This is a genomic window from Streptococcus sp. Marseille-Q5855 (genome assembly GCF_946901985.1).
GTDB lineage: Bacteria > Bacillota > Bacilli > Lactobacillales > Streptococcaceae > Streptococcus.
Map to the genome: position 1 here is coordinate 129,163 of NZ_CAMPPR010000003.1, position 23,309 is coordinate 152,471.

Annotated in this window: 27 protein-coding genes and 1 other annotated feature; of the genes, 1 reads left to right on the plus strand and 26 read right to left on the minus strand. The window is 41.5% G+C overall.

Annotated elements, in window-relative coordinates; genetic code table 11:
* Positions 1 to 3 precede the first annotated feature (3 nt).
* The 10 genes from smpB to ybeY form a co-directional block, all read right to left on the minus strand.
* Entirely contained in the window at positions 4 to 471 is a 468-nt protein-coding gene (gene smpB / locus OC529_RS04975; RefSeq protein ID WP_001051750.1) for an SsrA-binding protein SmpB, read from the minus strand.
* Positions 434 to 2,788 (minus strand): ribonuclease R, encoded by a 2,355-nt coding sequence (gene rnr / locus OC529_RS04980; RefSeq protein WP_262081627.1) that lies wholly within the window; start codon positions 2,786 to 2,788, stop codon positions 434 to 436. The genes smpB and rnr overlap by 38 nt, the downstream gene beginning before the upstream one ends.
* A gap of 100 nt (positions 2,789 to 2,888) precedes the next feature.
* Positions 2,889 to 3,122 carry a preprotein translocase subunit SecG gene (secG, locus tag OC529_RS04985; protein WP_000282517.1) on the minus strand — a complete coding sequence of 78 codons (234 nt, stop codon included), beginning with the start codon at positions 3,120 to 3,122 and terminating at the stop codon, positions 2,889 to 2,891.
* 39 nt (positions 3,123 to 3,161) lie between these two features.
* Positions 3,162 to 3,311 carry a 50S ribosomal protein L33 gene (rpmG, locus tag OC529_RS04990; protein WP_001809104.1) on the minus strand — a complete coding sequence of 50 codons (150 nt, stop codon included), beginning with the start codon at positions 3,309 to 3,311 and terminating at the stop codon, positions 3,162 to 3,164.
* Complete coding sequence (locus tag OC529_RS04995) at positions 3,311 to 4,510, minus strand: multidrug efflux MFS transporter (RefSeq protein WP_262081628.1); 1,200 nt, start codon at positions 4,508 to 4,510, stop codon at positions 3,311 to 3,313. The genes rpmG and OC529_RS04995 overlap by 1 nt, the downstream gene beginning before the upstream one ends.
* Positions 4,497 to 5,102, minus strand: a complete 606-nt coding sequence (coaE, locus tag OC529_RS05000; protein ID WP_262081629.1) for a dephospho-CoA kinase — start codon at positions 5,100 to 5,102, stop codon at positions 4,497 to 4,499. The genes OC529_RS04995 and coaE overlap by 14 nt, the downstream gene beginning before the upstream one ends.
* The gene (mutM, locus tag OC529_RS05005; RefSeq protein ID WP_173282788.1) at positions 5,102 to 5,926 is read right to left on the minus strand and encodes a DNA-formamidopyrimidine glycosylase; all 825 of its coding nucleotides are present in this window, start codon (positions 5,924 to 5,926) and stop codon (positions 5,102 to 5,104) included. Before mutM ends, coaE begins: the two co-directional genes overlap by 1 nt.
* Positions 5,927 to 5,974: 48 nt before the next feature.
* Positions 5,975 to 6,874 (minus strand): GTPase Era, encoded by a 900-nt coding sequence (era, locus tag OC529_RS05010; protein WP_173218287.1) that lies wholly within the window; start codon positions 6,872 to 6,874, stop codon positions 5,975 to 5,977.
* Positions 6,875 to 6,890: 16 nt separating this feature from the next.
* Entirely contained in the window at positions 6,891 to 7,286 is a 396-nt protein-coding gene (locus OC529_RS05015; protein WP_173218285.1) for a diacylglycerol kinase family protein, read from the minus strand.
* A complete protein-coding gene (gene ybeY / locus OC529_RS05020) occupies positions 7,267 to 7,764 on the minus strand; it encodes an rRNA maturation RNase YbeY (protein ID WP_173218283.1) in 498 nt (165 codons plus the stop codon). Before ybeY ends, OC529_RS05015 begins: the two co-directional genes overlap by 20 nt.
* Before the next feature lie 104 nt (positions 7,765 to 7,868).
* Here ybeY and pavA point away from each other — a divergent pair, with 104 nt between their 5' ends.
* Positions 7,869 to 9,524, plus strand: coding sequence for an Rqc2 family fibronectin-binding protein PavA (gene pavA / locus OC529_RS05025; protein ID WP_262081630.1), 1,656 nt, complete (start codon positions 7,869 to 7,871; stop codon positions 9,522 to 9,524).
* Between the two features lie 60 nt (positions 9,525 to 9,584).
* Here pavA and OC529_RS05030 read toward each other — a convergent pair whose 3' ends face one another.
* From OC529_RS05030 to cvfB, 16 genes are all read right to left on the minus strand, one after another.
* The gene (locus tag OC529_RS05030; RefSeq protein ID WP_316043901.1) at positions 9,585 to 11,297 is read right to left on the minus strand and encodes a glucosaminidase domain-containing protein; all 1,713 of its coding nucleotides are present in this window, start codon (positions 11,295 to 11,297) and stop codon (positions 9,585 to 9,587) included.
* A gap of 98 nt (positions 11,298 to 11,395) precedes the next feature.
* Positions 11,396 to 12,382, minus strand: coding sequence for a dihydroorotate dehydrogenase (locus OC529_RS05035; protein ID WP_261024518.1), 987 nt, complete (start codon positions 12,380 to 12,382; stop codon positions 11,396 to 11,398).
* Positions 12,345 to 13,145: a dihydroorotate dehydrogenase electron transfer subunit gene (locus OC529_RS05040; protein ID WP_261024517.1), complete on the minus strand. Its 801-nt coding sequence runs from the start codon at positions 13,143 to 13,145 to the stop codon at positions 12,345 to 12,347. The genes OC529_RS05035 and OC529_RS05040 overlap by 38 nt, the downstream gene beginning before the upstream one ends.
* 248 nt (positions 13,146 to 13,393) lie before the next feature.
* Positions 13,394 to 13,774, minus strand: a complete 381-nt coding sequence (locus tag OC529_RS05045; protein ID WP_262081632.1) for a VOC family protein — start codon at positions 13,772 to 13,774, stop codon at positions 13,394 to 13,396.
* A 58-nt stretch (positions 13,775 to 13,832) separates the two neighbouring features.
* On the minus strand, positions 13,833 to 14,192 hold the full coding sequence (gene rplT / locus OC529_RS05050; protein ID WP_000124834.1) for a 50S ribosomal protein L20: 360 nt from the start codon (positions 14,190 to 14,192) through the stop codon (positions 13,833 to 13,835).
* Between the two features lie 51 nt (positions 14,193 to 14,243).
* Positions 14,244 to 14,444: a 50S ribosomal protein L35 gene (gene rpmI, locus OC529_RS05055; protein ID WP_001125943.1), complete on the minus strand. Its 201-nt coding sequence runs from the start codon at positions 14,442 to 14,444 to the stop codon at positions 14,244 to 14,246.
* 32 nt (positions 14,445 to 14,476) lie between these two features.
* Positions 14,477 to 15,007, minus strand: coding sequence for a translation initiation factor IF-3 (infC, locus tag OC529_RS05060; RefSeq protein ID WP_000848180.1), 531 nt, complete (start codon positions 15,005 to 15,007; stop codon positions 14,477 to 14,479).
* 15 nt (positions 15,008 to 15,022) lie between these two features.
* Positions 15,023 to 15,154 (minus strand) — a sequence feature (ribosomal protein L20 leader region).
* 160 nt (positions 15,155 to 15,314) lie between these two features.
* Positions 15,315 to 16,499, minus strand: coding sequence for a hypothetical protein (locus OC529_RS05065; RefSeq protein ID WP_164226013.1), 1,185 nt, complete (start codon positions 16,497 to 16,499; stop codon positions 15,315 to 15,317).
* A 3-nt stretch (positions 16,500 to 16,502) separates the two neighbouring features.
* Positions 16,503 to 17,090, minus strand: coding sequence for an ATP-binding cassette domain-containing protein (locus OC529_RS05070; protein WP_164226012.1), 588 nt, complete (start codon positions 17,088 to 17,090; stop codon positions 16,503 to 16,505).
* Between the two features lie 32 nt (positions 17,091 to 17,122).
* Positions 17,123 to 17,386: a hypothetical protein gene (locus OC529_RS05075; protein WP_164226029.1), complete on the minus strand. Its 264-nt coding sequence runs from the start codon at positions 17,384 to 17,386 to the stop codon at positions 17,123 to 17,125.
* A 123-nt stretch (positions 17,387 to 17,509) separates the two neighbouring features.
* Positions 17,510 to 19,750 carry a DNA internalization-related competence protein ComEC/Rec2 gene (locus OC529_RS05080; RefSeq protein WP_262081633.1) on the minus strand — a complete coding sequence of 747 codons (2,241 nt, stop codon included), beginning with the start codon at positions 19,748 to 19,750 and terminating at the stop codon, positions 17,510 to 17,512.
* Positions 19,734 to 20,372, minus strand: coding sequence for a helix-hairpin-helix domain-containing protein (locus OC529_RS05085; RefSeq protein ID WP_164226010.1), 639 nt, complete (start codon positions 20,370 to 20,372; stop codon positions 19,734 to 19,736). The genes OC529_RS05080 and OC529_RS05085 overlap by 17 nt, the downstream gene beginning before the upstream one ends.
* Before the next feature lie 66 nt (positions 20,373 to 20,438).
* Entirely contained in the window at positions 20,439 to 21,008 is a 570-nt protein-coding gene (locus OC529_RS05090) for a GNAT family N-acetyltransferase (protein WP_262081634.1), read from the minus strand.
* Between the two features lie 106 nt (positions 21,009 to 21,114).
* Positions 21,115 to 22,119, minus strand: coding sequence for a PhoH family protein (locus OC529_RS05095; protein ID WP_262081635.1), 1,005 nt, complete (start codon positions 22,117 to 22,119; stop codon positions 21,115 to 21,117).
* 85 nt (positions 22,120 to 22,204) lie between these two features.
* Positions 22,205 to 22,420 carry a YozE family protein gene (locus OC529_RS05100; RefSeq protein WP_173212322.1) on the minus strand — a complete coding sequence of 72 codons (216 nt, stop codon included), beginning with the start codon at positions 22,418 to 22,420 and terminating at the stop codon, positions 22,205 to 22,207.
* Between the two features lie 8 nt (positions 22,421 to 22,428).
* The gene (gene cvfB, locus OC529_RS05105) at positions 22,429 to 23,283 is read right to left on the minus strand and encodes an RNA-binding virulence regulatory protein CvfB (protein ID WP_173212320.1); all 855 of its coding nucleotides are present in this window, start codon (positions 23,281 to 23,283) and stop codon (positions 22,429 to 22,431) included.
* Between the last annotated feature and the right edge of the window lie 26 nt (positions 23,284 to 23,309).

Sequence of the window (23,309 nt, forward strand, 5' to 3'; positions counted from 1 at the left end):
TTTTTATCGCTGATTAACAGCTTTCATCACGCGCGCAATGTCGCGGTTTTGCTCACGTCGTTTGATTGACTCCCGCTTATCATAGTCATGCTTCCCTTTAGCTAAACCTAAAAGGAGCTTGGCATAACCATCTTTGATATAGACTTTAAGAGGAACCAGCGTCATTCCTGTCCCTTTGGTCTCTTGTTCCAACTTTTGGATTTGCTTTTTATGGAGCAGGAGTTTACGACGACGTTCTGGTTCTTGGTTCCAGATATTGCCCTCTTCGTAAGGCGCGATATGAACATTGCTCAACCAGACTTCTCCATTTTTTACTTGGGCAAAGCCATCCTTTAGATTGATTCGAGCTGCTCTCACACTCTTGATTTCAGTTCCAGTCAGGACCATCCCTGCCTCTAGCGTATCTACGATAGTATAGTCGTGGCGCGCCTTTTTATTTTGTGCGACGACCTTTCCCTCGCCCTTTGCCATGTTTGGCTCCTTTCTTAGCTACTTCCTTATAAAAAGGGTTCTTTCCTTTTTTCTTCTTGTCTTTTTGTGAATGCTTGCGCTTATCATTTGAGCGTCCTGATTTTATCTTGTCTTCTTTCTTATCTGAACGACGACTTGAACCACGCCCTCTATCATTGCGACTAGACTGTTTCAAGCCTTTTTCGATCACATCAAACTCACTTGGAATATAAGAGAAGTCAATTTCACCCGTCATCTTATCAGCTCTTTCAACGCGAATGCGAATCTGCTGACCTACACGGAAGGTTGTCCCCGATTTTTCCCCACGAAGAGTCAAATCCCGCTCATTGAAATGATAAAATTCAGGTAGATTAGTGATGTGAATCAAGCCTTCAACTGTGTTTGGCAATTCAACAAAGAGACCGAATTTAACGATGCTAGACACAACCGCATCGTACTCTTCGCCCACGTATTCTTCCATGTACTCAGCCTTTTTCATGGCTTCGACTTCACGCTCAGCCTCAATAGCACGACGCTCACGGTTGGAAGACTGGGTCGCAATCTCTGGAATTACTTGTTCAAAATGCTCGGCTATTTCCTTAGAACGGTCGTAATCCCGAATCATACGGTGAACAAGAAGGTCTGGATAACGACGAATCGGACTAGTAAAGTGAGTGTAATAGTCAGCCGCTAATCCATAGTGGCCGTGATTGTGCTCAGAATAGCGAGCCTGCTGCATAGAGCGAAGAAGCATCATGGACAATACATCTGCATAAGGTTCTCCCTCAACAGCACGCATGATGTCTTGGAGAGCCTCCTGGCTAATCTCACTGGCAGTTCCATAAATGCGCAAGCCAAAACTCGAAGCATAATCAATAAACTTTTGAACCTTTTCAGCCTTAGGCTCCTCGTGAATTCGATAGATGAAAGGCAAATCCAGCTTGCTAAAATGCTCGGCAACTGTTTCATTGGCCATCAACATAAAGGACTCAATCATGCGCTCAGCAACACCACGCTGACGAAGAACGATATCAACAGGCTTGCCCTGTTTATCCACTAAAATCTTGGCTTCGTTGGTATCGAAATTGAGGGCTCCACGTTTCACACGCATGTTTTCTAGCCTTTCATGGAGCTTGGCCATGAGTTCGATACTTGGAACAATTTTCTGATATTCTTGTCTCTTTTCCTTGTCTCCAGCTAGGATGTCATTGACATCACTATATGTCATCCGATAGCTTGTCTTGATAACTGTTTGTGTAATAGTGTAATTAACCACACGACCATGTTTATCAATCTCCATGATGGCAGATTGTGTCAGGCGGTCAACTTGAGGATTGAGAGAACAGATGCCATTTGACAGTCGTTCTGGAAGCATTGGAACCACTCGGTCTGTTACATAGACTGAAGTCGCGCGGTTAAGGGCTTCCTTGTCAAGGGCAGAACTCTCGGTTACATAGTAGGAAACATCTGCGATGTGAACTCCGAGTTCCAGATTGCCATTTTTCATAGGCTTGATGTGAACTGCGTCGTCCAAGTCCTTGGCGTCAGCACCATCAATGGTAAAGGTAATCTCATCTCTCAAGTCCAGACGACCTTCCGTATCTTTTTGAGACGGAACATCAGGCACACTTTCTGCTTCCTTGACAACAGCTTCTGGAAACTCTGATACAATGTCCATAGACTCCAAAACCTCAAGGACATCAATTCCGACATCTGTTGAGTGCCCAACCACATCGAGTACACTCGCAACAAAGAAATCATGTTTCTTACTTGGGTATTTATCGATAAAGACCTTGAGAACTTCTGTTCCCTCCAGTTTAAGGGCTGGTTTCTTAACATATATCGGTTGACTGATTTTCTGATTTTTCGAACGGATGTAGCCAGCATACTTAGGCTTTTCCTGATCTAGAACGATTTGGCCGACAACAGTTGTCAAACTGTGTTCTAAGATATCAATAATTTTGGCTTCGGCAGCTGTTCCCTTGTTGCGGTCAGCGACTTTCTTGATGATGACCTCAACGGTATCACCATCAATAGCATAGTTGACATCGTTTTTTCCTACAAAAAGGTCGTCCTCCTCGTCTTCCATACTAACAAAGCCAAAGCCATTTTTATGGGCATGAAAAATCCCCTTGAGAGTAATCTCATGTTTTTTCTTGACTTCTAAGGTCAGACTTCCATCTTCTTCAAAGCGAATCTGGTGCTTTCTTTCCATTAGGGACAAGGTTTTAATCAACTCACGAAAATCCTTGGAACCGTCTTTTCCCAAAGCCTGAGCCAAGTCATTGACAGTTACCTTTCCCTTGTCTTGTAAATATTCTTTTATTCTATCTTTCATATTTTCTTTCTAGATTTTTTCTTTTCTTTTACTGCAAAACCTTCTTAAACATCCTTTAAAAATAAAAAGAGGCAAAGACCTAGTCCTGCCCATTATTTTCTTATCTACTTGACAATACCGTCAATGCTAAGGCAATGGCTAGCCAGAAAAAGACTAAAATCCCTGTCAAACGCTGCATTACAGCTTCGAAACCGCGTGCTTTACTGCGTTCAAACAAATCACCTGAGCTGGCATCAAATACATTGCTGGACTGATTTTTGGTTGGTTGCATGAAAATCGCAATCACAATCACAACAGATAATACTAATAAAATGGTTAATAATAGGTTATACATATCAAACTCCTTAAAATCCCTATTATTTTACCATAAAATCTACTTAGATTCAAGATGTAGGGTTACTTTTCTTTCCTTAGGACAATACTTTAAAACCTCGATCTTGTCTGGATGGGTTTTTGAATTTTTACTGGTTAGGTAATTGATACTGCCACAAGAGGAGCATTTGAGATTAATTTTTACTCGCACTAGATTTCCTTTACTTTTAATAATGTTCGAAATTGAAGCAGGTTAAAGAGACAACTAAAGGCAACACAAAGGCTTGTCGCATAAAAGACTGCATGGTAGCCAAATTGACCTGCTACTGCTGAACCTGCCATAGGCCCAACGACACCTCCCAGATAAAAGAATACCTGATTAAAGGCAAAGACCCTCGAAATACCAGCTTTGGGCGTCATCTTGCTGAGAAGGGCATTAACTCCGGGAATCAAGGCTCCGGTTCCCAATCCAAAGAGGAATCGATAGAGTCCTAGTTGAAGCGGGCTAGAGGCATTGGCACAGAGGAGATAGATGATGATTGAATAAAACTGGGCGACAACCAAGAGACGATGATTGCCCACCTTGTCACCTAGCTTTCCCATAACTCCTGCACTCATCATACTGGAAAAGCCCATACTGGACACAATCAAACCAGAGACAAAAAGAAGATTCTCTGTCTGCCCTAAGTCGCGTACATACAGAGCTAAGATAGGGCCGATTGATTGGGCTGAAAATTGGATGACAAAACTGGTCAGAAAGAGGTTGGCCAAAAGATAGGGATATTTAACTGATGTAAATAATTCCCTTGTTGGGATGGCCTTTTCCTTGGCTACTGGTTGAAAATCTTCCTTGATAAAGCAAATAGTCAAAACAGCAGCTAAAAACAGAAAACTACCAACCAGTAAGAAAACTGTACGAATACCAAATAATTCTGCGATAAATCCCCCGATAAAGGGACCAGTTAGAGTACCTGCAACTACGCCAGTAGACAAAGTACCTAAGGCAGAGCCTGATTTCTCCTTTGGAACCTGACTGGCTATCAAGGCCGTTGCATTGGGAACAAAACCCGCAAATACACCATTCAGTAAACGAAGAAAGATTAACCAATAGATATTTGGCACAAAGGCCAAGCCTCCCATAGTGATAGTCATGGCCAGACCAGCACGAATCATCATGGGTTTTCGACCGTATTTATCAGCAAGGATGCCCCAGATAGGAGAGAAAAGTGCTGCAGAAATGGCAGAGACAGAAATAGCTAAACCTGCGTAAAAAGCAGCTTGATCACTCCCTACACCTAAATTTTCCACAAAGATGGGCATAAAGGGCACTACCAAAGAAATACTGGCTCCTGTCAGAAAATTACCAAACCAGGCAATGCGCAGATTATCCTTCCAGTTAATCTCTGTCATCTTGCTTACCTCCCTCAAGCAGGGAGAACACCTGAGTAAGAAGCTGGTCCTGATTTCCATTGTTATCTAGAACATAACTGGCCAAATCTTTCTTTTTCTCTAAAGGCCACTGGGCTGCCAGACGAAACTCAGCTTCATCTTTGGACAAGTGGTCCCTTTTCATTAAGCGTTCTACTTGGACATCTCGGTCCACATAGACCAACCAAGTCTCATCAAACCAAGAGACGTAGTTCTGCTCAAAAAGTAAGGGGATATCCATGAAAAAAATCTCTTCTGTCTGAGCAAACTGATCTCTCAACGTAGCTAGTTCCTCACGGATAATCTCTCCTTGAGTTATCCTAGACCATTCCCGTTCCTCAGGATTTGAAAAGATAAGACTAGCTAGGAGAGGGCGATTGAGTTCTCCATTTTCTAAGATAATTTTTTGACCAAAGTGCTGGACTAGAGCTTCAAACAGACGACCACCAGGTTTCTGTAGTTGGTGGACGGCTGCGTCGGCATCCACTACTTGAAAGCCTTGCTTTCTTAGAAAATTTGTCACGGTTGACTTACCAGAGGCAATTCCCCCAGTGATTCCGATGATTTTTCCCATCAGCCCCTCCTTTGGCACTGAGGACAAAAGTGGGTTCCACGTCCGCCTAGTTGGATTTTCTCAATCACTGTCCCACAGCGTGAACACTCTTGACCAGCCTTGTCATAGACCTGATGAAAATCCTGCATGGTTCCATCTTCCCCAAAGGCATTGGTATAGGTCCGAATGGTCGAACCACCTTTTTCAACGGCCTGGCCCAAAATAGCAATGGTTTGGTCATGAATGGCTGTCGTTTCTGCTGCTGTCAAAGTCTGGGAAGGTCTTGCCGGATGAACCTGAGCTCGCCAGAGAACCTCATCCACATAGATATTGCCAAGTCCAGCTACCAAGGTCTGGTCTAGGAGATGGGATTTGATAGGCTTTTTAGATTTCTTCAGGGCACCTATAAAATTCTCTAAATCAAAGTCCTGGTCTGTTGGTTCAGGCCCTAATTTTTTAGAAATAAAGTAGGCGTCTAAAAGATCAGGCTCCAAGAGTTCCATAGTACCAAACTTGCGAACATCCTCATAAACAAGCGTGCCACCGTCCTCAAACTGAAAGAAAACATGGGCATGCTTGCGTTCGGGAACCTGATACGGATAATAAAAATACTTGCCTTCCATGCGCAAATGGGAAATCAAGACCTTGTCTGTCAGGTAAAAAAGCAAATATTTGCCCCGACGTTCCATTGACTCAATAATCTGACCAGGCACCTCCTTTTGAAACTCGTCCAAATCTGTCTTAATCATCTTGGTATAGCGAATTTCTACACTCGAAATCTTCTTACCCAGAATCAATTTTTCTAAACCACGACGAACGGTTTCAACCTCAGGTAATTCAGGCATACGTCCTCCTTCTGTAAAAACAAGAAGCAGGCATGAGCCCACCTCTACTTAGTATTCTTTTTCATTATAGCCAAAGTCAGCCAAATCTAGCTTTTTATCGCGCCAGTTTTTCTTGACCTTGACCCAGGTTTCTAGGAAAACCTTGTCTCCTAGCATGAGTTCAATATCACGACGGGCCATGCTACCAATTTTCTTAAGCATAGCGCCACCTTTACCGATGATAATCCCTTTCTGACTATCGCGCTCGACCATGATGGTTGCACGGATGTGAACCTTGTCTGTCTCTTCATCTCGTTTCATAGAATCCACTACTACTGCAACAGAATGCGGAATTTCTTCACGAGTTAGGTGCAAGACTTTCTCGCGAACCATCTCTGATACTAAGAAGCGTTCTGGATGGTCTGTGATTTGGTCAGCTGGGAAATATTGGAATCCTTCATCCAGATTTTCACTCAAAATATCCACTAGACGAGACACGTTATTCCCCTGAAGGGCTGAGATTGGAACGATTTCCTTAAAGTCCATCTGATTACGGAAATCATCAATCTGAGACAAAAGCTGGTCTGGGTGAACCTTATCGATTTTATTCACCACCAGAATAACAGGAATCTTGGCAGCCTTAAGACGCTCGATAATCATATCGTCCCCCTTACCACGCGCTTCATCCGCAGGCACCATAAAAAGAACAGTATCCACTTCACGAAGGGTGCTGTAGGCGGATTCGACCATGAAATCTCCAAGGGCCGTTTTAGGTTTGTGAATCCCTGGTGTGTCGATAAAGACGATTTGTTCCTTATCAGTCGTGTAAATTCCCATGATTTTGTTGCGCGTTGTCTGCGCCTTGTCACTCATGATGGCAATCTTTTGCCCCATGACATGATTTAAAAAAGTTGACTTCCCAACATTGGGACGTCCTAAAATGGCTACAAAGCCTGATTTAAAAGTCATAATTTCCTCTTACTGTTTAAAATAATAAATCCCAGATTCGTGGGAGAAAAATCAATGCGCCTGTTAAGGCTGCGAAAAGAGAGACCACTAATACCGCGCCAGCTGCCATATCCTTGGCATTTTTAGCCAGCATGGAAAAGTGATAGTGACTGGCCAAATCCACCACATTTTCAATAGCAGAGTTGATAATTTCAAAGGCTACTACCAAGAAAATGCTCAATAAGAGAAAGAGCCATTCGATTCGTGACACCTGAAAAACAAAACCTGCAAGGATGACCACTAGAGCCGTCACGGCATGTTTTCGCATATTGCGTTCTTCCTTGCTAGCAGTAAAAATCCCTGTGATGGCAAATTCTAAACTGGATATCAGGTCACGATTTTTCCATTTTCGTTTATTGTCTTGTGAGTCCATAGGCTGTCAAAATTTCTTCTTGTAAACCGAACATCTCCGCTTCTTCTTCCGAAGTGTAGTGATCATAGCCGTTGATATGTAAAAAGCCGTGTACTGCCAAGAAGCCCATCTCACGCTCAAAGCTGTGACCGTATTCCTCGGCCTGCTCATGAGCCTTATCAATAGAGATGAACAGTTCCCCAATATAGGCATCAAACTCAGACATCATCTCTGCCAATTCCGGATTTTCAAGCAAATCTTCCTCGGCAAAGGCAATTTCCAACTCTGGCTTGTATTCAAGGCTGATAACATCTGTCGGACGGTCTGTGTCACGGTACTCCAGATTGAGTTCATGACTACGCTCATTGGTCACAAAGGTAACTGCCATCTCCTTGTCCTCTTTTCCTAATTTTTGGGCTGCAAATTCCAAAATTTCTTGGGTTTGTTGCAACATTTCTTTTGAAACTTGACCAGTTTCATCTACCATTTCAATATACATGTGCTTCTCGTTTCTCTTTACTTGGCTTTATTATACCACATTTCCATGATTTTATTCTACCTTTTTGATATAATACTATGGAATACAATCACAAGGAGAGAACGATGTCATTTGACGGATTTTTTTTACACCACATGGTTGAGGAATTGCGAAGAGAGTTAGTGAATGGTCGCATCCAGAAAATCAATCAACCTTTTGAACAAGAGTTGGTCTTGCAAATCCGCAGCAATCGCCAAAGTCATCGCCTGCTCCTTTCTGCCCATCCTGTTTTTGGACGCATTCAGCTGACCCAAACGACTTTTGAAAACCCAGCCCAACCTTCTACCTTTATCATGGTTTTGAGAAAGTATTTGCAGGGTGCCCTGATTGAGTCTATTGAGCAAGTGGAAAATGACCGTATTGTGGAAATGACAGTTTCCAATAAAAACGAGATTGGAGACCATATCCAGGCTACCTTGATTATCGAGATTATGGGTAAACACAGTAATATTCTACTGGTCGATAAAAGCAGTCATAAAATCCTCGAAGTCATTAAACACGTTGGCTTTTCACAAAATAGCTACCGCACCTTGCTTCCTGGGTCTACCTACATCGCTCCGCCAAGTACGGAATCTCTCAATCCTTTTACTATCAAGAATGAAAAGCTCTTTGAAATCCTACAAACACAGGAAACGACAGCTAAAAATCTTCAAAGCCTCTTTCAAGGTCTGGGACGCGATACGGCAAATGAATTGGAAAGGATACTGATTAGTGATAAACTATCTACTTTCCGAAACTTTTTCAATCAAGAAACCAAACCCTGCTTGACAGAGACATCCTTCAGTCCAGTTCCTTTTGCAAATCAGGTGGGAGAGCCTTTTGCTAGTCTTTCTGATTTGTTGGACACCTACTATAAGGATAAGGCTGAGCGCGACCGCGTCAAACAGCAAGCCAGTGAACTCATTCGTCGTGTTGAAAACGAACTTCAGAAAAACCGCCACAAACTGCAAAAGCAAGAAAAAGAGTTACTGGCGACAGACAATGCTGAAGAATTTCGCCAAAAAGGGGAATTGCTGACAACCTTCCTCCACCAAGTGCCTAACGACCAAGATCAGGTTATCCTGGACAACTACTACACCAACCAACCTATCACGATTGCGCTTGATAAAGCCTTGACTCCCAACCAGAATGCCCAACGCTATTTTAAACGGTACCAGAAACTCAAAGAAGCTGTCAAATACTTGACTGATTTGATTGAAGAAACTAAGGCAACCATTCTCTATCTGGAAAGTGTGGAAACCGTCCTCAACCAAGCAGGACTAGAAGAAATCGCTGAAATCCGTGAAGAATTGATTCAAACAGGTTTTATCCGCAGAAGACAACGGGAGAAAATCCAGAAACGCAAAAAACCAGAACAATATCTGGCCAGCGATGGCAAAACCATCATCTATGTTGGCCGCAATAACCTGCAAAATGAGGAACTAACCTTTAAAATGGCCCGCAAGGAGGAACTTTGGTTCCATGCCAAGGACATTCCTGGAAGCCATGTTGTCATCTCAGGCAACCTAGACCCATCTGATGAAGTCAAGACAGACGCAGCAGAGCTAGCCGCCTACTTCTCGCAAGCTCGCCTGTCAAATCTGGTTCAGGTAGATATGATCGAGGTCAAGAAACTTAACAAACCAACTGGTGGCAAACCCGGCTTTGTCACTTACACAGGACAAAAGACCCTCCGTGTTACACCAGACCCAGAAAAAATCGCATCCATGAAAAAATCCTGATTTTACTTGAAATCAGGATTTTTAACATACTATTCACTCAAATCATATCCAATAATAAGACTAATCTTTACCACCTAGTTTCTCATTGATTTTCATCATCACACTAGCAATTTTTTCGCCCCAATAAGGGTCTGAGGCATATTCAACATTCATACCAGACGCCTTATTTCCAAGGAAAGTTCTGCCCCTATCGATATAATTTTCCTTAATCCACTTGGTTGCACCTAAAATTCCCTTATCCACATCATCAAATGTCTTGGCAGAAAGGTAAGGTGTCGTATCATAGGCTGTAATTCCAAAGAAATTATTCTTATCTTTAGCAATCTTACTTCGTCCCCAATCACTTTCTAAAGCACTATGGGCAAGGAGATAGAGGGCATTGATATGGTAATGTTCTTCAGCTTCCTTAAAGGTAGATCCCTTATTTTCCAAGAGACTATTGTCAATATTCAACAGACTAAATACCTTATCCAAGTCTTCAGGACTATAGTTTGTAGCCTCTGTTAAATCTTTGAAAAGGAAGAGATTCTCAAGCTTAAAACCATCAAAATGCAGCCCATCTGCCGAATAATATTTCTTGCCTACTTCCATATCAGAAATATGAGAAGCTACTGGAATACTAGCATTCTGAGCCACATAGTGATAAAAACGGTGGCCATCACTCTCATAATAAGGGATAAAATCCTTGCTAGCATCTAGTGCTTGTAAATCTTCTGTTTTCATATATCCTGACAAACCAGAAACAGTAATAGCCAAGCGCTTGTCATCACTTTTTCTATCCTTATCTAGCCAGACGACACTACCTTGCGATATATAGGAAAGCTTTTCACCATCTGCATTATAAACATTTGCTGTGACAGGAACTACTTGATAATAAGCAGCATTTTCGTTTGTAGCTTTTTCTCCAAGCCATTTACCATCGCTTCCAAGCTGATAACCATCTACTGTCTCATTTTTCGCCATGTAGCCACCAGATTTGAAGTAGTACCAAGCTTGACTTTTAGCATCGTATAGCCATTCTTTCTCAGTCATTTTCCCATCAGATTTGAGATAAAACCAAGATTCCTTATCCCAAATCCATTCATTTGCTGCCATATAGCCACCGGATTTTAGATAATAATAGTGACCATTCTCGAAAATCCATTCTTTATCAGCATGATTTCCATTTGCTTTGATGTAAAACCAAGATTGGTATTGTTTGTCAAAAAGCCAACCTTGCTGTACTTTGGCACCAGTGGCATTCACATAAGCCTTCTCAATCCACTTACTTGTCAGTAGATAACCACCAGATTTAAAATAATAGTCCTTCCCTTTGATTTGGAGCCATTCTTTCTCTGCGTGCTGTCCATCTGCTTTGATATAAAACCAAGTGTCGTATTGAGAATCATAGACCCAGTCTTCTATTACCTTGGCACCTGATGCACCGACATAGGAAGTACCTACCCAAGCATTTCTTTTCATCTTTCCATTTTGGTCAAGATAATAGAAGGCTCCCTTGTCTTCTACCCATTCTGACTTGGCCATATAGCCACCAGATTTGAGGTAAAAATAGTTGTCACCTTGCTTCAGCCATTCATTTTCAGCATAGTTGGCATCTGCTTTTATATAAAACCAAGATTGATAGTGAGCATCAAAAACCCACTCATTGGCTGCTTGACTGCCATCTGCTTTCAGGTATTGTTTTCCTTGCCAAGTACCATCGCTAGCCATTACACCCTCTGGTCTGGCTAAGAAAAATAGCAGGGCTAAAAAAATAAATCTTACTTTCTTCATTAACCTTCTTCCTCTGTTCTTACTCATTTCATTATATCAAAATTCTCTATAATCAACATTACAAACTCATAAAAAATCAAGAACAGATTGATTGCAGTTTACCTCAGAGACTCTTTTACTTCCTTGCGTAGATTTTCTAGACTGCTGATGCCGTATTTGTCCATGACTTTTGGCAGATTTTCAATAATATCAGGACAAGCATATGGATTAGTAAAGTTAGCTGTTCCAACTCCAATAGCAGATGCTCCAGCCAGATACATTTCTAGTGCAGCTTCTGCCGAATCCATTCCTCCCATTCCAATAATAGGCAGGTCTGTTGTTAGGGCGACTTGGCGGATGAGTTTAAGAGCTACTGGAAAGACTGCTGGACCTGACATTCCACCCGTTCCATTGGCCAAGATTGGTTTTCTGGTTTTGAGATCAAAGCGCATACCAACCAGAGTATTAATCATGGTCAAGCCACTTGCTCCTGCATCTTCTGCAGCTTTTGCGACGGTGACGATATCTGTCACACTAGGGGTTAATTTGACATAAACTGGCACATCAGAGGCTTCCACAGCTGCTTTCACCACATCATAAGCTAAATCTGGATCTTGACCAATCAAGAGTCCATGATTACAGTGATCTACGTTAGGACAAGAAATATTGAGCTCAATAGCCTTCACATTAGCTGCCTTGGAAATACCATGAGAAACAGCCGCATACTCTTGTTTTGAAAAACCAGCTACATTGGCAATAATAGGAAGATTTGGATATTCTCTTTCCAGCCACGGTAGCTTTTCAGCCAAAACAACCTCTAAACCAGGATTTTGCAAGCCAATTGCATTGAGCATGCCAGCAGGTGTTTCTGCCACCCTTGGAGTTGGATTCCCAAAACGTGGTTCAAGGGTTGTCGCCTTGATCATAATAGAACCTAAAAGGTCTAAATCATAATACTTGGCATACTCTTGACCAAAGCCAAAACAGCCTGATGCTGGAATAATCGGATTTTTCAAATCCAAGCCAGGTAGAGAAACTTGTAAACGATTTGTAGTCATAATTTTCTCCTTATAATACAACTGTTCCTGTGCGGAAAACAGGGCCATCTTCACAGACACGTTGGCTGACCGTCTCGCTTTCTGGCACTTTTAGGACGCAGGCATAGCAAGCCCCCATCCCACAAGCCATACGAGATTCCAGAGATAGATAGGCTCTTGGGTGGTCATAAAAGGTTTGATTGATATACTTCATCATTCCTGGAGCCCCACATGAGTAAACAGCATCAAATTGATTGTCTAAATCATTGATAACAACGGAAACATTTCCCTTGACACCATAAGAACCATCATCTGTCGTTACAAAGACCTGCCCATATTGGGCTAATTCCTTTTCAAGAATAACAGCAGCCTTATTAGCAAATCCTAGGACTGTCACTACTTTCACACCACGCTCATGCAATTCCTTGGCCACCTCAAGCAAGGGCGGAACACCAATCCCCCCACCAACAAGGAGAACCTGGCTCTGCTCATCAAGATTAGACAAGTCAAAACCATTTCCCTGAGGCCCCATCACGTCAAGAGTATCCCCCTGACTTAAGGTTGAGAAAATAGCTGTCCCAGCTCCCTCAATCCGATAAATGAGATGACACTGCTTCTTAACCTTATCGATAGACGAAATTGAAATAGGACGGCGCAAAAGATGGGCGTCATCAGGCACACGCAGATGAAGAAATTGGCCTGCTCGCATAGCTTCAACCATTTCCCCTTCTAGGACTAATTCAAAGATTTTTGGCGCGATTTCCTCCTGTGAAACCACCTTCATGGTTTCCAATCGAATCGCACCCAAACGTTTCTTACATGTGGGATTCATGACTTTTCCTCCTTAAATTTTAAGGGGACCAGACAAAGAAAAGACCTTGCTAGTGCAAGGCCTCAGTTAAAATCGTACAACAGAAGAGAGCACACTCAAAAAGTCTCCTCTAGAAAATTGCACTATTCTTTTATCTGACACCTTGTGAGTCTCTCTGGACTCCCCTTAAAGGTTAAATTTTTATTAGTATACTCTTTCAGCTAAAAAAAGTCAAGTAGAAAACGAACATTCTACTTGACTTCACGTGATTATTTTTCACGAATGACTTTGACCTTGTATCCATCAGGGTCTTTGACAAAGTAATAGTTAGGTGCAGTTCCTGGTAGACCATTTGGTTCAGTTACTTCATAGCCTTTGGCACTGTGCTCTTGATGAAGAGCTTCAAGATCAGGTGTACTGAGGGCGATATGGGCAAAGCCATCTCCAACCACATAAGGACCGTGATCGTAGTTATAAGTCAACTCCAATTCATAGTCGTCATCCTCAAGTCCTAGATAGACAATCGTGAAGGCATGGTCTGGAAAATCTCTGCGACGCAATTCTTTAAAACCAAAAGCATCTTGATAAAATGCGATTGATTTTTCAAGATTTTCTACTCGCAAGCAAGTGTGTAGCATTTTTGAAGCCATTTTTTTCTCCTTTATTTTTAAAAAGACTGGGACAATCCTGTTCCAGTCTTATCTGTTATTATTTACCAAGTTTTGCTTTAGCTGCATCTGCAAGAGCTGTGAAAGCTGCTGCATCGTTAACAGCCAAGTCCGCAAGCATTTTACGGTTAACTTCGATCTCAGCCAATTTCAAACCATGCATCAATTGTGAGTATGAAAGTCCGTTCATACGAGCTGCCGCGTTGATACGAGTGATCCACAATTTGCGGAAGTCACGTTTTTTCTGACGACGGTCACGGTATGCATAGTAGTAAGAGTTCATTACTTGTTCTTTTGCAGTACGGAACAAGATGTGTTTAGCTCCATAGTAACCTTTTGCTAATTTAAGAATACGTTTACGACGTTTGCGTGATACAACGCCACCTTTAACACGTGCCATGTTTTATTTCCTCCAAATATTTCCTAGAATTGTTTACTTACAGTCAAGCTATTATTTCAAGCGAGTAAGCATTGCTTTGATACGTTTGTAATCTCCTGAATGCACCATAGATGCTTTACGAAGATGACGACGTTGTTTCTTAGTTTTTCCGTGGAAACGGTGAGAAGTGTAAGCACGGAAACGTTTAAGTCCACCAGAACCTGTACGTTTGAAACGTTTAGCTGATGCGCGGTGTGTTTTTTGTTTTGGCATGATTTTTTCTCCTTTATTTAACTTTCTGACAATTATTTTTTGTCAGTCGCTGGCGCCAATTGCATGAACATTTGACGTCCATCCATTTTAGCACGCTGTTCGATGATGGCAATATCTTGAGTTGCTTCAGCAAACTCGGCTAAAACTTTTGCACCAATCTCTTTATGGGTAATCATACGACCCTTAAAGCGAATAGATACCTTAACTTTATTTCCTTTTTCAAGGAATTTGCGTGCATTGCGAAGTTTTGTATCAAAGTCACCCTTGTCAATAGTTGGACTTAGACGAACTTCTTTCACAGTAACAACACTTTGTTTTTTACGTTGTTCTTTTTGCTTCTTCTGGTACTCAAATTTGAACTTACCGTAGTCCATAATTTTTGCAACAGGCGGTTTGGCTTGGGGTTGAATCAAGACTAGGTCAACATTAGCGTTATCAGCCAAAGCTTGCGCTTCACTGAGTGGCTTGATGCCTAGCTGTTCTCCTTCAAGACCAATCAAGCGAACTTCACGTACACGAATCTCATCATTGATGAATAAGTCTTGCTTTGCTATGGTTTTCACCTCTTTTGTTTTATTAGAGAAAAACAATAGCGGACTCGTAAATATACAAGCCCGCACGTTATGATAGCGTTTCTTAGAAACTTTTCATCCGTAGGGCCAGGCAACTTAATGTCACAAGGCGAGAAGCTCTCACTTCTGCTTTTCTCAACTTTTATATGATACCAAGTTTTCGAGCCCTTGTCAAGATAAAAAGTTATTTTTTTGAAAAGTTTCTGTTTGTATTTTGGCTTGGTTTACGCATCAAAAAGAGAGAACCAAGTTGATTCCCTCTCTATGTTAGTTTTTACTTATTTTCCGTATAGGAAAGCTAGAATCTATTAAAAAATTCTTTTTTCTGTGAACTTCCCCATCTTTCGATAAATAGAATCCCCACTAACAAAAGGATAATCAGGCAAGGAAGTAAGACTAGCCCCATGTCCCAATTTAGATTGACATTATCAATCAGCTTAGGTAATCTTCCAGATAAAATCTCCACTGAACGCAAGTAAGTAAAGGGAATCAGATGTGCAATCCTTTGAAGAGGCTGAATTGTTTGGATGCCAAACAATAAGCCAACAATCCCAATGAGTGAAAGAAAGAGGACAGGCATTTTTTGCTTGAAAAAGTAAGCAATCAAGTACACTACTTCCACAATGACGATAAAGGCTAAGAAAGCTAAGAACAAGCTAGGAAATAACACATCTTGTATCTTTCCAATAGTTACCTCTTGATTCACTAAGCTATAAATCGGGTAGGGATAATCTAACTGTCCAAAACCACTTATCAGACTTCCCGCTAGAAAAGAAAATCCGCTGATTCCGATAAACAGCACAGTTACATAGCCCACTCCAACTCCAAGAGAGGATAAAGCAAATGTCACTTTTGAAAAAGGATATAACTGAGCTGTATCCAGATGATTTTGATATCTTTCTGCAAATAGTTGCGTTAGCATGAAAATAATAGCAACCACAAACAAGGTTGGGATGATAGCCTCTAAAATCCAGACAATCTGATCAATCCCGTGGGTCGGATAATCTAAATTGTGGGCTTTTATGTTTAAGAGATATAGGACTTGGTAAATCTTCCGTTCGCGGTCAACCGCCATTTTTAAGTCAGAGCTAGAAGTCGGGTTATTTGATACAAATTCATAATTCTTCTCTTCATCTTGCCACTGCAAATAGTAGGCTTCTTTCCAGCGCCCTTCTTTTAGTAAAGTTAGAATTTCTTTCTTTTGCGTCAAAAGATTTTTTTGCGAGTCTAAATTACTTTTAGCAATTTGGTATTCCTCCGAGCTGGTATCAGACATTTGGGAAAGTTTCGCTTCATTTTCATTGATAGCTCTCTCGTTGGCTGCAAGATGAGTTTCCAACCTAGTCTCCAAGCTGACTGAGTTTGCAGTCTGGCTATTGAAATAAAAGGTAACACCGAGTACAGATGCAAATAAAGCTAAGATAATCCAATTTAAGCGACTTTTGAAAACTTTTTTTAATAAAAATTGACTAACATCTTTCATAAACTAAGCCTCTTCTATCTGCCCCTGACGAATGGTTACCATGCTATCGCAAATCTCCACCAACTCTTCCTTATAGTGGGAACTTAAAAGAACCAGCTGCTCTTGCCTATTGATTTGTGCCAGCCTATTAAAAAATTTCTGCCGATAATACTCGTCTAAGCCATTTGTAATCTCATCCATGAGCCAGCATTTGGCCTGACTGAGGAAATACATGGCAATCACCAAGCGTTGCTTCATGCCTAAGGAATACTTGCGAATGGGAAGGCTGATATAATCAGACATTTCCCAGTAATCAATTTCATCCCCCAAGTTCAGCCCTGACTTCCAGATGTTTTTTATAAGGCGAAGATAGTCCATCCCACTTAAGTTTCCATCCAGCCATTCAACGCTCTCATAATAAAATAAAGAAGGAGGAGCTGCGATATTTCCACTACTTATGGGAATTAAGTTGCTAATGGCGCGGAACAGTGTCGTCTTTCCAGAGCCATTGATAGCGAGAACACCATAAACCCTGCCTTTATTAAAGGTAAAATCCGCATCTTGTAAAATGACTTGTCGCGTTTTTAAGGTCACATGAGTAAGCTGCAACATAGCTAGTCCTCCTTTTTCTCACTCTTTAAGGATTAATAGCCTCCGCTGTAACGATTTACTACCTCATAACGATCGTAGTTCCAGCCTCCGCCAACTTTATACTCAGAATAGCCGTGATAATTAGACCACTCCGGAATGACATTATAATTATATGCATGGTAATTCATACTAGACCTATAGTAGGTATTCCAGTCATAGCGATAACTTTTAAGAACGGTCTTAGCAGATACACTGGACTGAAAAAGACCAATAGATAACAAACTAGCTAATAAAACGACTTTTGCTGATTTTCTCATGGTTTTCACCTCACTAATATATTTACTTTCGAAAGCGCTTTAATTATATCATTTTCTTATCTGTTATGCAATAGTTTTTTGGATTTATTTTAATAATATTTAACATTTTTTAATTTTTTCCTCCTATCGAACGCTTTCAATCTTCCAACTATTCCACCCTTTAAAGCTTATAGCTCCTTGCTGGTCAGTTCGGTAAACTTTACTATTGATACCTTCCAGTCGTGTCAAGGTTTCCTGATGGGGGAGTTTCGTTCGATTGTTCTTTCCAACTGAGATAAGAGTAATCTCAGGTTTGAACTGTTCTAGAAAGGCTGGACTTGATGATTTTTTAGAGCCATGTTGGCTAGCTTTCAAAACATCCACTTTCAAGTCTGGATAGTGCTTCAGCAAGTCCTTCTCTCCTTTCTCCTCCAAATTTCCTGTGAAAAGAAAGTACTTATCCAAGAGTTTCCCATACAGAACTATGGAATCTTCATGACTTCCATCTCCAATTTTCCTTGGATATAGAACTTCTAACTGACTTCCAAAAATTGGCAAGTTCTCTCCTGCTGTTACACTGCGCACCTTGGTTTGAGTTGCCTGTAGTTCTGCCACAAATTCCTTCTGTTTCAAACGGCCTTTTGACACTAAAATTTCGCCTACATGGAATGCCTTGGTCACCTCCAACAAATCTCCAACATGCTCCTTGTCCGTATTTGTCAAAATCAGCTGGTCAATCTTGGTCACTCCTCGACTTTTAAGATAGGGTATCAAGGTTCGCTGGGCATTGCTGGTCGTCGTCTTTTCTTGCCATTTTTCGATTTTCTTATCAGATTCTGCCTTGCCACCTACATCTATAAGAATGGTCTTACCAGTTACATCCCTTAGGAAAATACTTTCGCCTTGCCCCACATCCAGTATGGTAATTTCATTTTCCGGTGGATGCTTGGTCAAGAAAAAGAAACCTGTAATCAATAAGCTCAACACTACTAGCCTTTTAATGTTTTTCCTCAAATCATAAACTAAAGCCAAGGAAATTAACAATAAGATTAAAATCCATGCATTGGGTTGTCCAAAGACCAGAGGTCTACTTGCCACCTGTGATACCAAGCGAATAATGTCCTCCAACCATTCAAAAATAAAATTCAGCTGAATGATTGGATAGAGAAAGGAAAGGGCAAATAAGATAGACAAGAGCGGTAAGAAGACCAAGTCAAATAGAAAGGAAAAGACGAAGGTCAAAAGGATGGACCAAGGTTGAAATTCCGCAAAATAGAAGGACAGAATGGGCAATATTCCCAAGGAAATGACTAGACTTTCTCTGGTCACAGCCTTGAGGCCCTCTCCTTCTTTGCTGGTCATGCTCAAGATAAAAGCATAAGCGCAGGACAAAACTCCTCCTGCAGTCAGGAAAAAGTTGGGCATGACGATAAAGAGGACAAGCACGGTCAAGGCAAAATTATCCAAGCCCTTAACCCCATGTTGAGCCAGTAACTTTTGCAAGAGACTGCGAATGACTGATGCTGAAAATCCTGTCAGCCCTGCATAGATAAGGGAAAAGGGATAAGTCAGCCATTTCAACCTTTCTTGGGTCAAGCCCAATCGCAAGAGAAGTTTCTTAAAGCCATCCATGAAAAATCCTACCTGCATACCAGACAAAGCAAAAAGGTGGATAATTCCTAAACTAGAATAAAGCTCATTCATCTCCTCAAAGTCTGTATCCAGATGTCCTAGCAAGAGTCCTGTCATGTAATTGCGCATAGGGTCTGGAAAGTGCGTCTTAATCCAAACTACAGCCTTACGGCGTAAACTCGACAGATTTTCTCCTATATCCCAACTACCAACCTTTTGAAGTGACTTTATTCTTTTAATATTGAGAGTCTGGTAAATTCCCTGAGTCTTCAGATAGGCTTGGTAGTCAAAGCCACCAAAATTTCTCTGCCCTTCTGGCTCAGAAAGTTTTCCTTCAAGTTCTATCTCATGAAGGTCTGTTAAGGCTTGAAAGGCTTCTTTCTCCTCCTCGGACTGGAGTTTATAATAGACTTGAAAAATGCGTCCATCGGACTTGCCACGAAAGGATAGACTGTCACCATTGACCTTAATAGTGTCGGGCAAAACCCGTACCCTTTCAACAGAATCCGCTAGGTTTTGACTAGCTTGACTCTGTTGCCAATTTTGAAACAAAAACCAGAAGCAAAAGATTCCACAAATCACTAGAACTTTGCCTGCTGATTTCCAAGGAAATTGGATAAAGAGACAGACTAGCAGAAAAACGAAACCCAACAGCGCTAGATAGAACGCTGAGAAAATAGCGTAATAAAGCCAAAGTAACAGAAAACTCAGGTAAATTAGGGGAATAGGGATGTTTTTAATCCACTGTAACATAGTCTTTTAGCTTTTCTATCGTTTTAGCACCAATGCCAGAGACTTTCTTGAGTTCATCAACCGACTTAAATTTCCCATTTGCCTCACGATGGTCGATAATATCCTGAGCTCGTTTGCCACCCAATCCCTTGACCTGCTTGAGTTCTTCCAGACTGGCTTTGTTAATATTGACCTTCTTTTCCTTGCTAGTCGAAGAAGCTGTCCCAGAACCAGTCTTTTCACTAGCTACTTCTTCTCCCTTAGCTGGGACGTAAACCAGAGCCTCATCACTAACTTTCTGAGCTAGATTGAGCGACTTGCTGTCTGCTTGCTCTGTCAAACCGCCAGCCTTCTGAACGGCATCATTGACTCGACTACCTACCGGCAAATCATAAATTCCTGGCGATTTAACAGCACCTTTCACATCTACTGTGATTAGATCTTGTTCAACCGGTTCTTCCTTCTCTTCCTTTTCGGTCGATGAATCCTTGGAAACAGCTGCAACTTCTGCCTGCAAATTCCTTTCCTTGATAGGTGTTTGTGAATCTGGCTTTAGCAGGAAAAATCCTCCTACAAGCAAGCCCAGAGCAGTACAGATGACAATGATTTTATACTCTTTGATTTTCTCGATAATTGCTTCCATATTTTCTCCTCTCTTAGATTATTCGTAAGAGGAAGAAAAAACAGTTGAAAATTTCTTCTCAACTGCTTATTTATTTGCAAAATAGTCTTCCTTAGTCAAGACATAATGAACTCTTGTCACGATTCTGCCTTCGTCATGCTGGTCCATACAAGCATATGGTTCTGCATGTGAAAAACGCATGCCTGATTTCTTCATGACCTTTCCTGATGCGGGATTAGCCTTATCGTGAAGGGCAGTCAACTTATTCATTCCTATCTTCTCAAAAGCTAGCTCAATCACAGCACGATTGGCTTCTGTCGTCAATCCTTGATTCCAATACTTTTTATTGATAATGTAGCCAATAGCCGCCTTCTTAAGAGCAGGATCAATCTTATGCAAATCAATGGTTCCGATAAATTTGCCGTTATCTTTTAATTCAATCCCCCAACGTCCCAAGGGATTAGCCAAGTAGAACTGAGCAATATTATTCTTGGTTTCTTCCAAACTTTGATTGGTTAGAAAAGTGTAACGTGTATTATCCTTGTCCGAGGCATAGTCAAACATTGCTTCTGCATCATCCAAGGTTACAGGTCTAAGCAATAAACGCTCAGTCTCCACTATTGGATACTGAGCTAGTTTTAAAAAGATTGATTCCATACGTTTCTTCTACTTGAAAAGTTTCTAACTAATATAGGGATATTGAATGAAACATTTAAAAAGCAAATTTATACTTAGTATTGAGATAACTTTAAGTACAAAATAACTATCCTTCAGATAGAGGTTGAGGATCTAATTCTTCACGCTCTTCATTTTTAATCGGTGCTGGTTCATAGGCTCGGATAATCTGAGCGACGACTGGATGGCGAACCACATCCTTAGCTGAAAAATGAACAAAGTCAATCTGGTGAATGTTCTTGAGCTTTTCTTGGGCATCAATCAAACCGGACTTGACATTACGTGGCAGGTCAATCTGGCTGATATCTCCATTGACAATCATCTTAGAATTAAAGCCTAAACGAGTCAAAAACATCTTCATCTGCATGATGGTCGTATTTTGCGCCTCATCGAGAATGACAAAAGCATCATCCAAGGTTCGTCCACGCATGTAGGCAAGAGGTGCAATCTCAATGATTTCACGCTCCATGAGACGAGTCGTTTGGTCTTTTCCCAGAATCTGATACAAGGCATCATAAACAGGTCGAAGGTAAGGATCTACCTTCTCCTTGAGATCACCCGGAAGAAAGCCTAGACTCTCTCCTGCTTCCACCGCTGGACGAGTTAGGATAATCCGCTTGACCTGACCACGTTTAAGGGCAGTCACGGCCAAAGTAACTGCAAGAAAGGTCTTCCCTGTCCCTGCGGGCCCAATTCCAAAGGTTACATCATGCTGTTTGACACTGTCCACATAAAGTTTTTGACCCAGTGTTTTGACACGGATAGGCTTCCCTGTATTGTCCTTGATGATTTCTTCTTCATAAAGGGCGACAAACTTGTCGATTTCATCGTTTTTGACCATGCTAATCGCAGTCACCACATCTGGCGTCCCAACCGTCATCCCACGATTGACCAAGACCATCAAAGCCTGAATAACCTGACGGGTTTCCTCACAGGCAGTCTCTTCTCCCAAAACCTGCACAATCTCCGTACGAGCATGAATCACCACATCAAGCTCTTCTTCCATCAAACGAAGATGGCGTTCATTGGAACCAAAAAGATGAAACAGGTCATCTGGATGACTCAGTTGAATGTCAATTGAATGTTCCTTCAAATAAAGAACCTCTCTAATCCTTTTATTTCTTTTTATTATAGCAAAGGGATGGATAAATTACTAGCCCAAACCTAATGAATAAAGTCTAGTGTTCTAAATATTCTTGCCAAATGCTGTCAAAGTCTCCTAGGTTAAAAGAGAAACTGGCATGTTCCTCCAAAAATCGACTGACCTCATCAAAATCATCTGTGTGTTTTGGGAAGGCTGACTCCTCAAAAGCTAGGTCTGCCAAGATAGCTTTGGGACTGTTACTTTTAGGATTTCGCTCGGTCATGAGCCAAATGTAAAATGATTTTCTCATAAGCCACCCTAAATCAACTCTGTCCCAAACTGGTCTTGCTTGATTTTACCAGCCTTCATCAAACCACCGAGTGCTTTCTTGAACTGACCTTTAGAAATGCCAAAGGTTGCCTTGATGTCGTCTGGAGATGACTTATCATTTAAGGTCATGAAACCGCCATTGCTTTCCAAGTAAGTCAAAATCATCTGAGCATCATTTTCCAACATCTCAAAAGAACGAGGTTTGAGGGAGAGGTTCAGAGTGCGGTCCACTTCACGAAAACCAATGACACGCGCATCCAACACTTGCCCCAAACGTGGCTCTGCGTAGCGTTCGCTAGGATGGATAAAACCAAGCATGTTATTTTCTGGCAGGTAAACAAAAGTTCCTGACAGCTTGAGACGGTAAACAATGGCTGGCCAGTTTTGGTTCTGCATGTTGTTGTAGGCAGGACGAGCCAGACGTTGAAAGTCTTCTTGATAGGCCAAGAGTCCCCAGATACGGTCTTTCTTGTCCACTTCAAGACAGATGTAGAGTTGGTCGCCCTTCTTAGGCCAGAGTTCCTTGAGCTCAGGGAGAATATCGAGCGACACAACGATTTCCTTGTCAGGAAGGCCTGTATCCACAAAGACACCCAAGTCCTTACGAACCTCTGTAACACGGCCCCAACCAAATTGGTCCTGAGTTGCAGTCACTTCTAGAGTGGTCAAGCGGAGTTTTTGCTTCATATCCGTGTAGGCAAAACCTTTAACCGTATCCCCTACTGTATGTTGACCTTCTTCCTTAGCAAGAGCATAGGTTTGACCATCCTTTTGCACAAAGTAAAAACGGTCATTTTCATCGATGATCAGTCCAACGATAAAACTTGCAAGATTTGTATTCATATTTCCTTCTTTCGAATAAAACTCAG

Excerpts from the sequence above, each read along its gene's own strand:
- OC529_RS05045 (WP_262081632.1), bottom strand. The coding sequence starts at position 13,774 with ATGGCTTCAAAAATGCTACACACTTGCTTGCGAGTAGAAAATCTTGAA.
- OC529_RS05090 (WP_262081634.1), bottom strand. The coding sequence starts at position 21,008 with ATGGAATCAATCTTTTTAAAACTAGCTCAGTATCCAATAGTGGAGACT.
- rplT (WP_000124834.1), bottom strand. The coding sequence starts at position 14,192 with ATGGCACGTGTTAAAGGTGGCGTTGTATCACGCAAACGTCGTAAACGT.
- secG (WP_000282517.1), bottom strand. The coding sequence starts at position 3,122 with ATGTATAACCTATTATTAACCATTTTATTAGTATTATCTGTTGTGATT.
- OC529_RS04995 (WP_262081628.1), bottom strand. The coding sequence starts at position 4,510 with ATGACAGAGATTAACTGGAAGGATAATCTGCGCATTGCCTGGTTTGGT.
- OC529_RS05065 (WP_164226013.1), bottom strand. The coding sequence starts at position 16,499 with ATGAAAGATGTTAGTCAATTTTTATTAAAAAAAGTTTTCAAAAGTCGC.
- OC529_RS05075 (WP_164226029.1), bottom strand. The coding sequence starts at position 17,386 with ATGAGAAAATCAGCAAAAGTCGTTTTATTAGCTAGTTTGTTATCTATT.
- pavA (WP_262081630.1), top strand. The coding sequence starts at position 7,869 with ATGTCATTTGACGGATTTTTTTTACACCACATGGTTGAGGAATTGCGA.
- cvfB (WP_173212320.1), bottom strand. The coding sequence starts at position 23,283 with ATGAATACAAATCTTGCAAGTTTTATCGTTGGACTGATCATCGATGAA.
- smpB (WP_001051750.1), bottom strand. The coding sequence starts at position 471 with ATGGCAAAGGGCGAGGGAAAGGTCGTCGCACAAAATAAAAAGGCGCGC.
- ybeY (WP_173218283.1), bottom strand. The coding sequence starts at position 7,764 with ATGTATATTGAAATGGTAGATGAAACTGGTCAAGTTTCAAAAGAAATG.
- OC529_RS05070 (WP_164226012.1), bottom strand. The coding sequence starts at position 17,090 with ATGTTGCAGCTTACTCATGTGACCTTAAAAACGCGACAAGTCATTTTA.
- coaE (WP_262081629.1), bottom strand. The coding sequence starts at position 5,102 with ATGGGAAAAATCATCGGAATCACTGGGGGAATTGCCTCTGGTAAGTCA.
- OC529_RS05100 (WP_173212322.1), bottom strand. The coding sequence starts at position 22,420 with ATGAGAAAATCATTTTACATTTGGCTCATGACCGAGCGAAATCCTAAA.
- OC529_RS05085 (WP_164226010.1), bottom strand. The coding sequence starts at position 20,372 with ATGGAAGCAATTATCGAGAAAATCAAAGAGTATAAAATCATTGTCATC.
- rnr (WP_262081627.1), bottom strand. The coding sequence starts at position 2,788 with ATGAAAGATAGAATAAAAGAATATTTACAAGACAAGGGAAAGGTAACT.
- OC529_RS05040 (WP_261024517.1), bottom strand. The coding sequence starts at position 13,145 with ATGAATCCCACATGTAAGAAACGTTTGGGTGCGATTCGATTGGAAACC.
- OC529_RS05030 (WP_316043901.1), bottom strand. The coding sequence starts at position 11,297 with ATGAAGAAAGTAAGATTTATTTTTTTAGCCCTGCTATTTTTCTTAGCC.
- rpmI (WP_001125943.1), bottom strand. The coding sequence starts at position 14,444 with ATGCCAAAACAAAAAACACACCGCGCATCAGCTAAACGTTTCAAACGT.
- OC529_RS05015 (WP_173218285.1), bottom strand. The coding sequence starts at position 7,286 with ATGGACTCACAAGACAATAAACGAAAATGGAAAAATCGTGACCTGATA.
- mutM (WP_173282788.1), bottom strand. The coding sequence starts at position 5,926 with ATGCCTGAATTACCTGAGGTTGAAACCGTTCGTCGTGGTTTAGAAAAA.
- OC529_RS05035 (WP_261024518.1), bottom strand. The coding sequence starts at position 12,382 with ATGGCCCTGTTTTCCGCACAGGAACAGTTGTATTATAAGGAGAAAATT.
- era (WP_173218287.1), bottom strand. The coding sequence starts at position 6,874 with ATGACTTTTAAATCAGGCTTTGTAGCCATTTTAGGACGTCCCAATGTT.
- OC529_RS05080 (WP_262081633.1), bottom strand. The coding sequence starts at position 19,750 with ATGTTACAGTGGATTAAAAACATCCCTATTCCCCTAATTTACCTGAGT.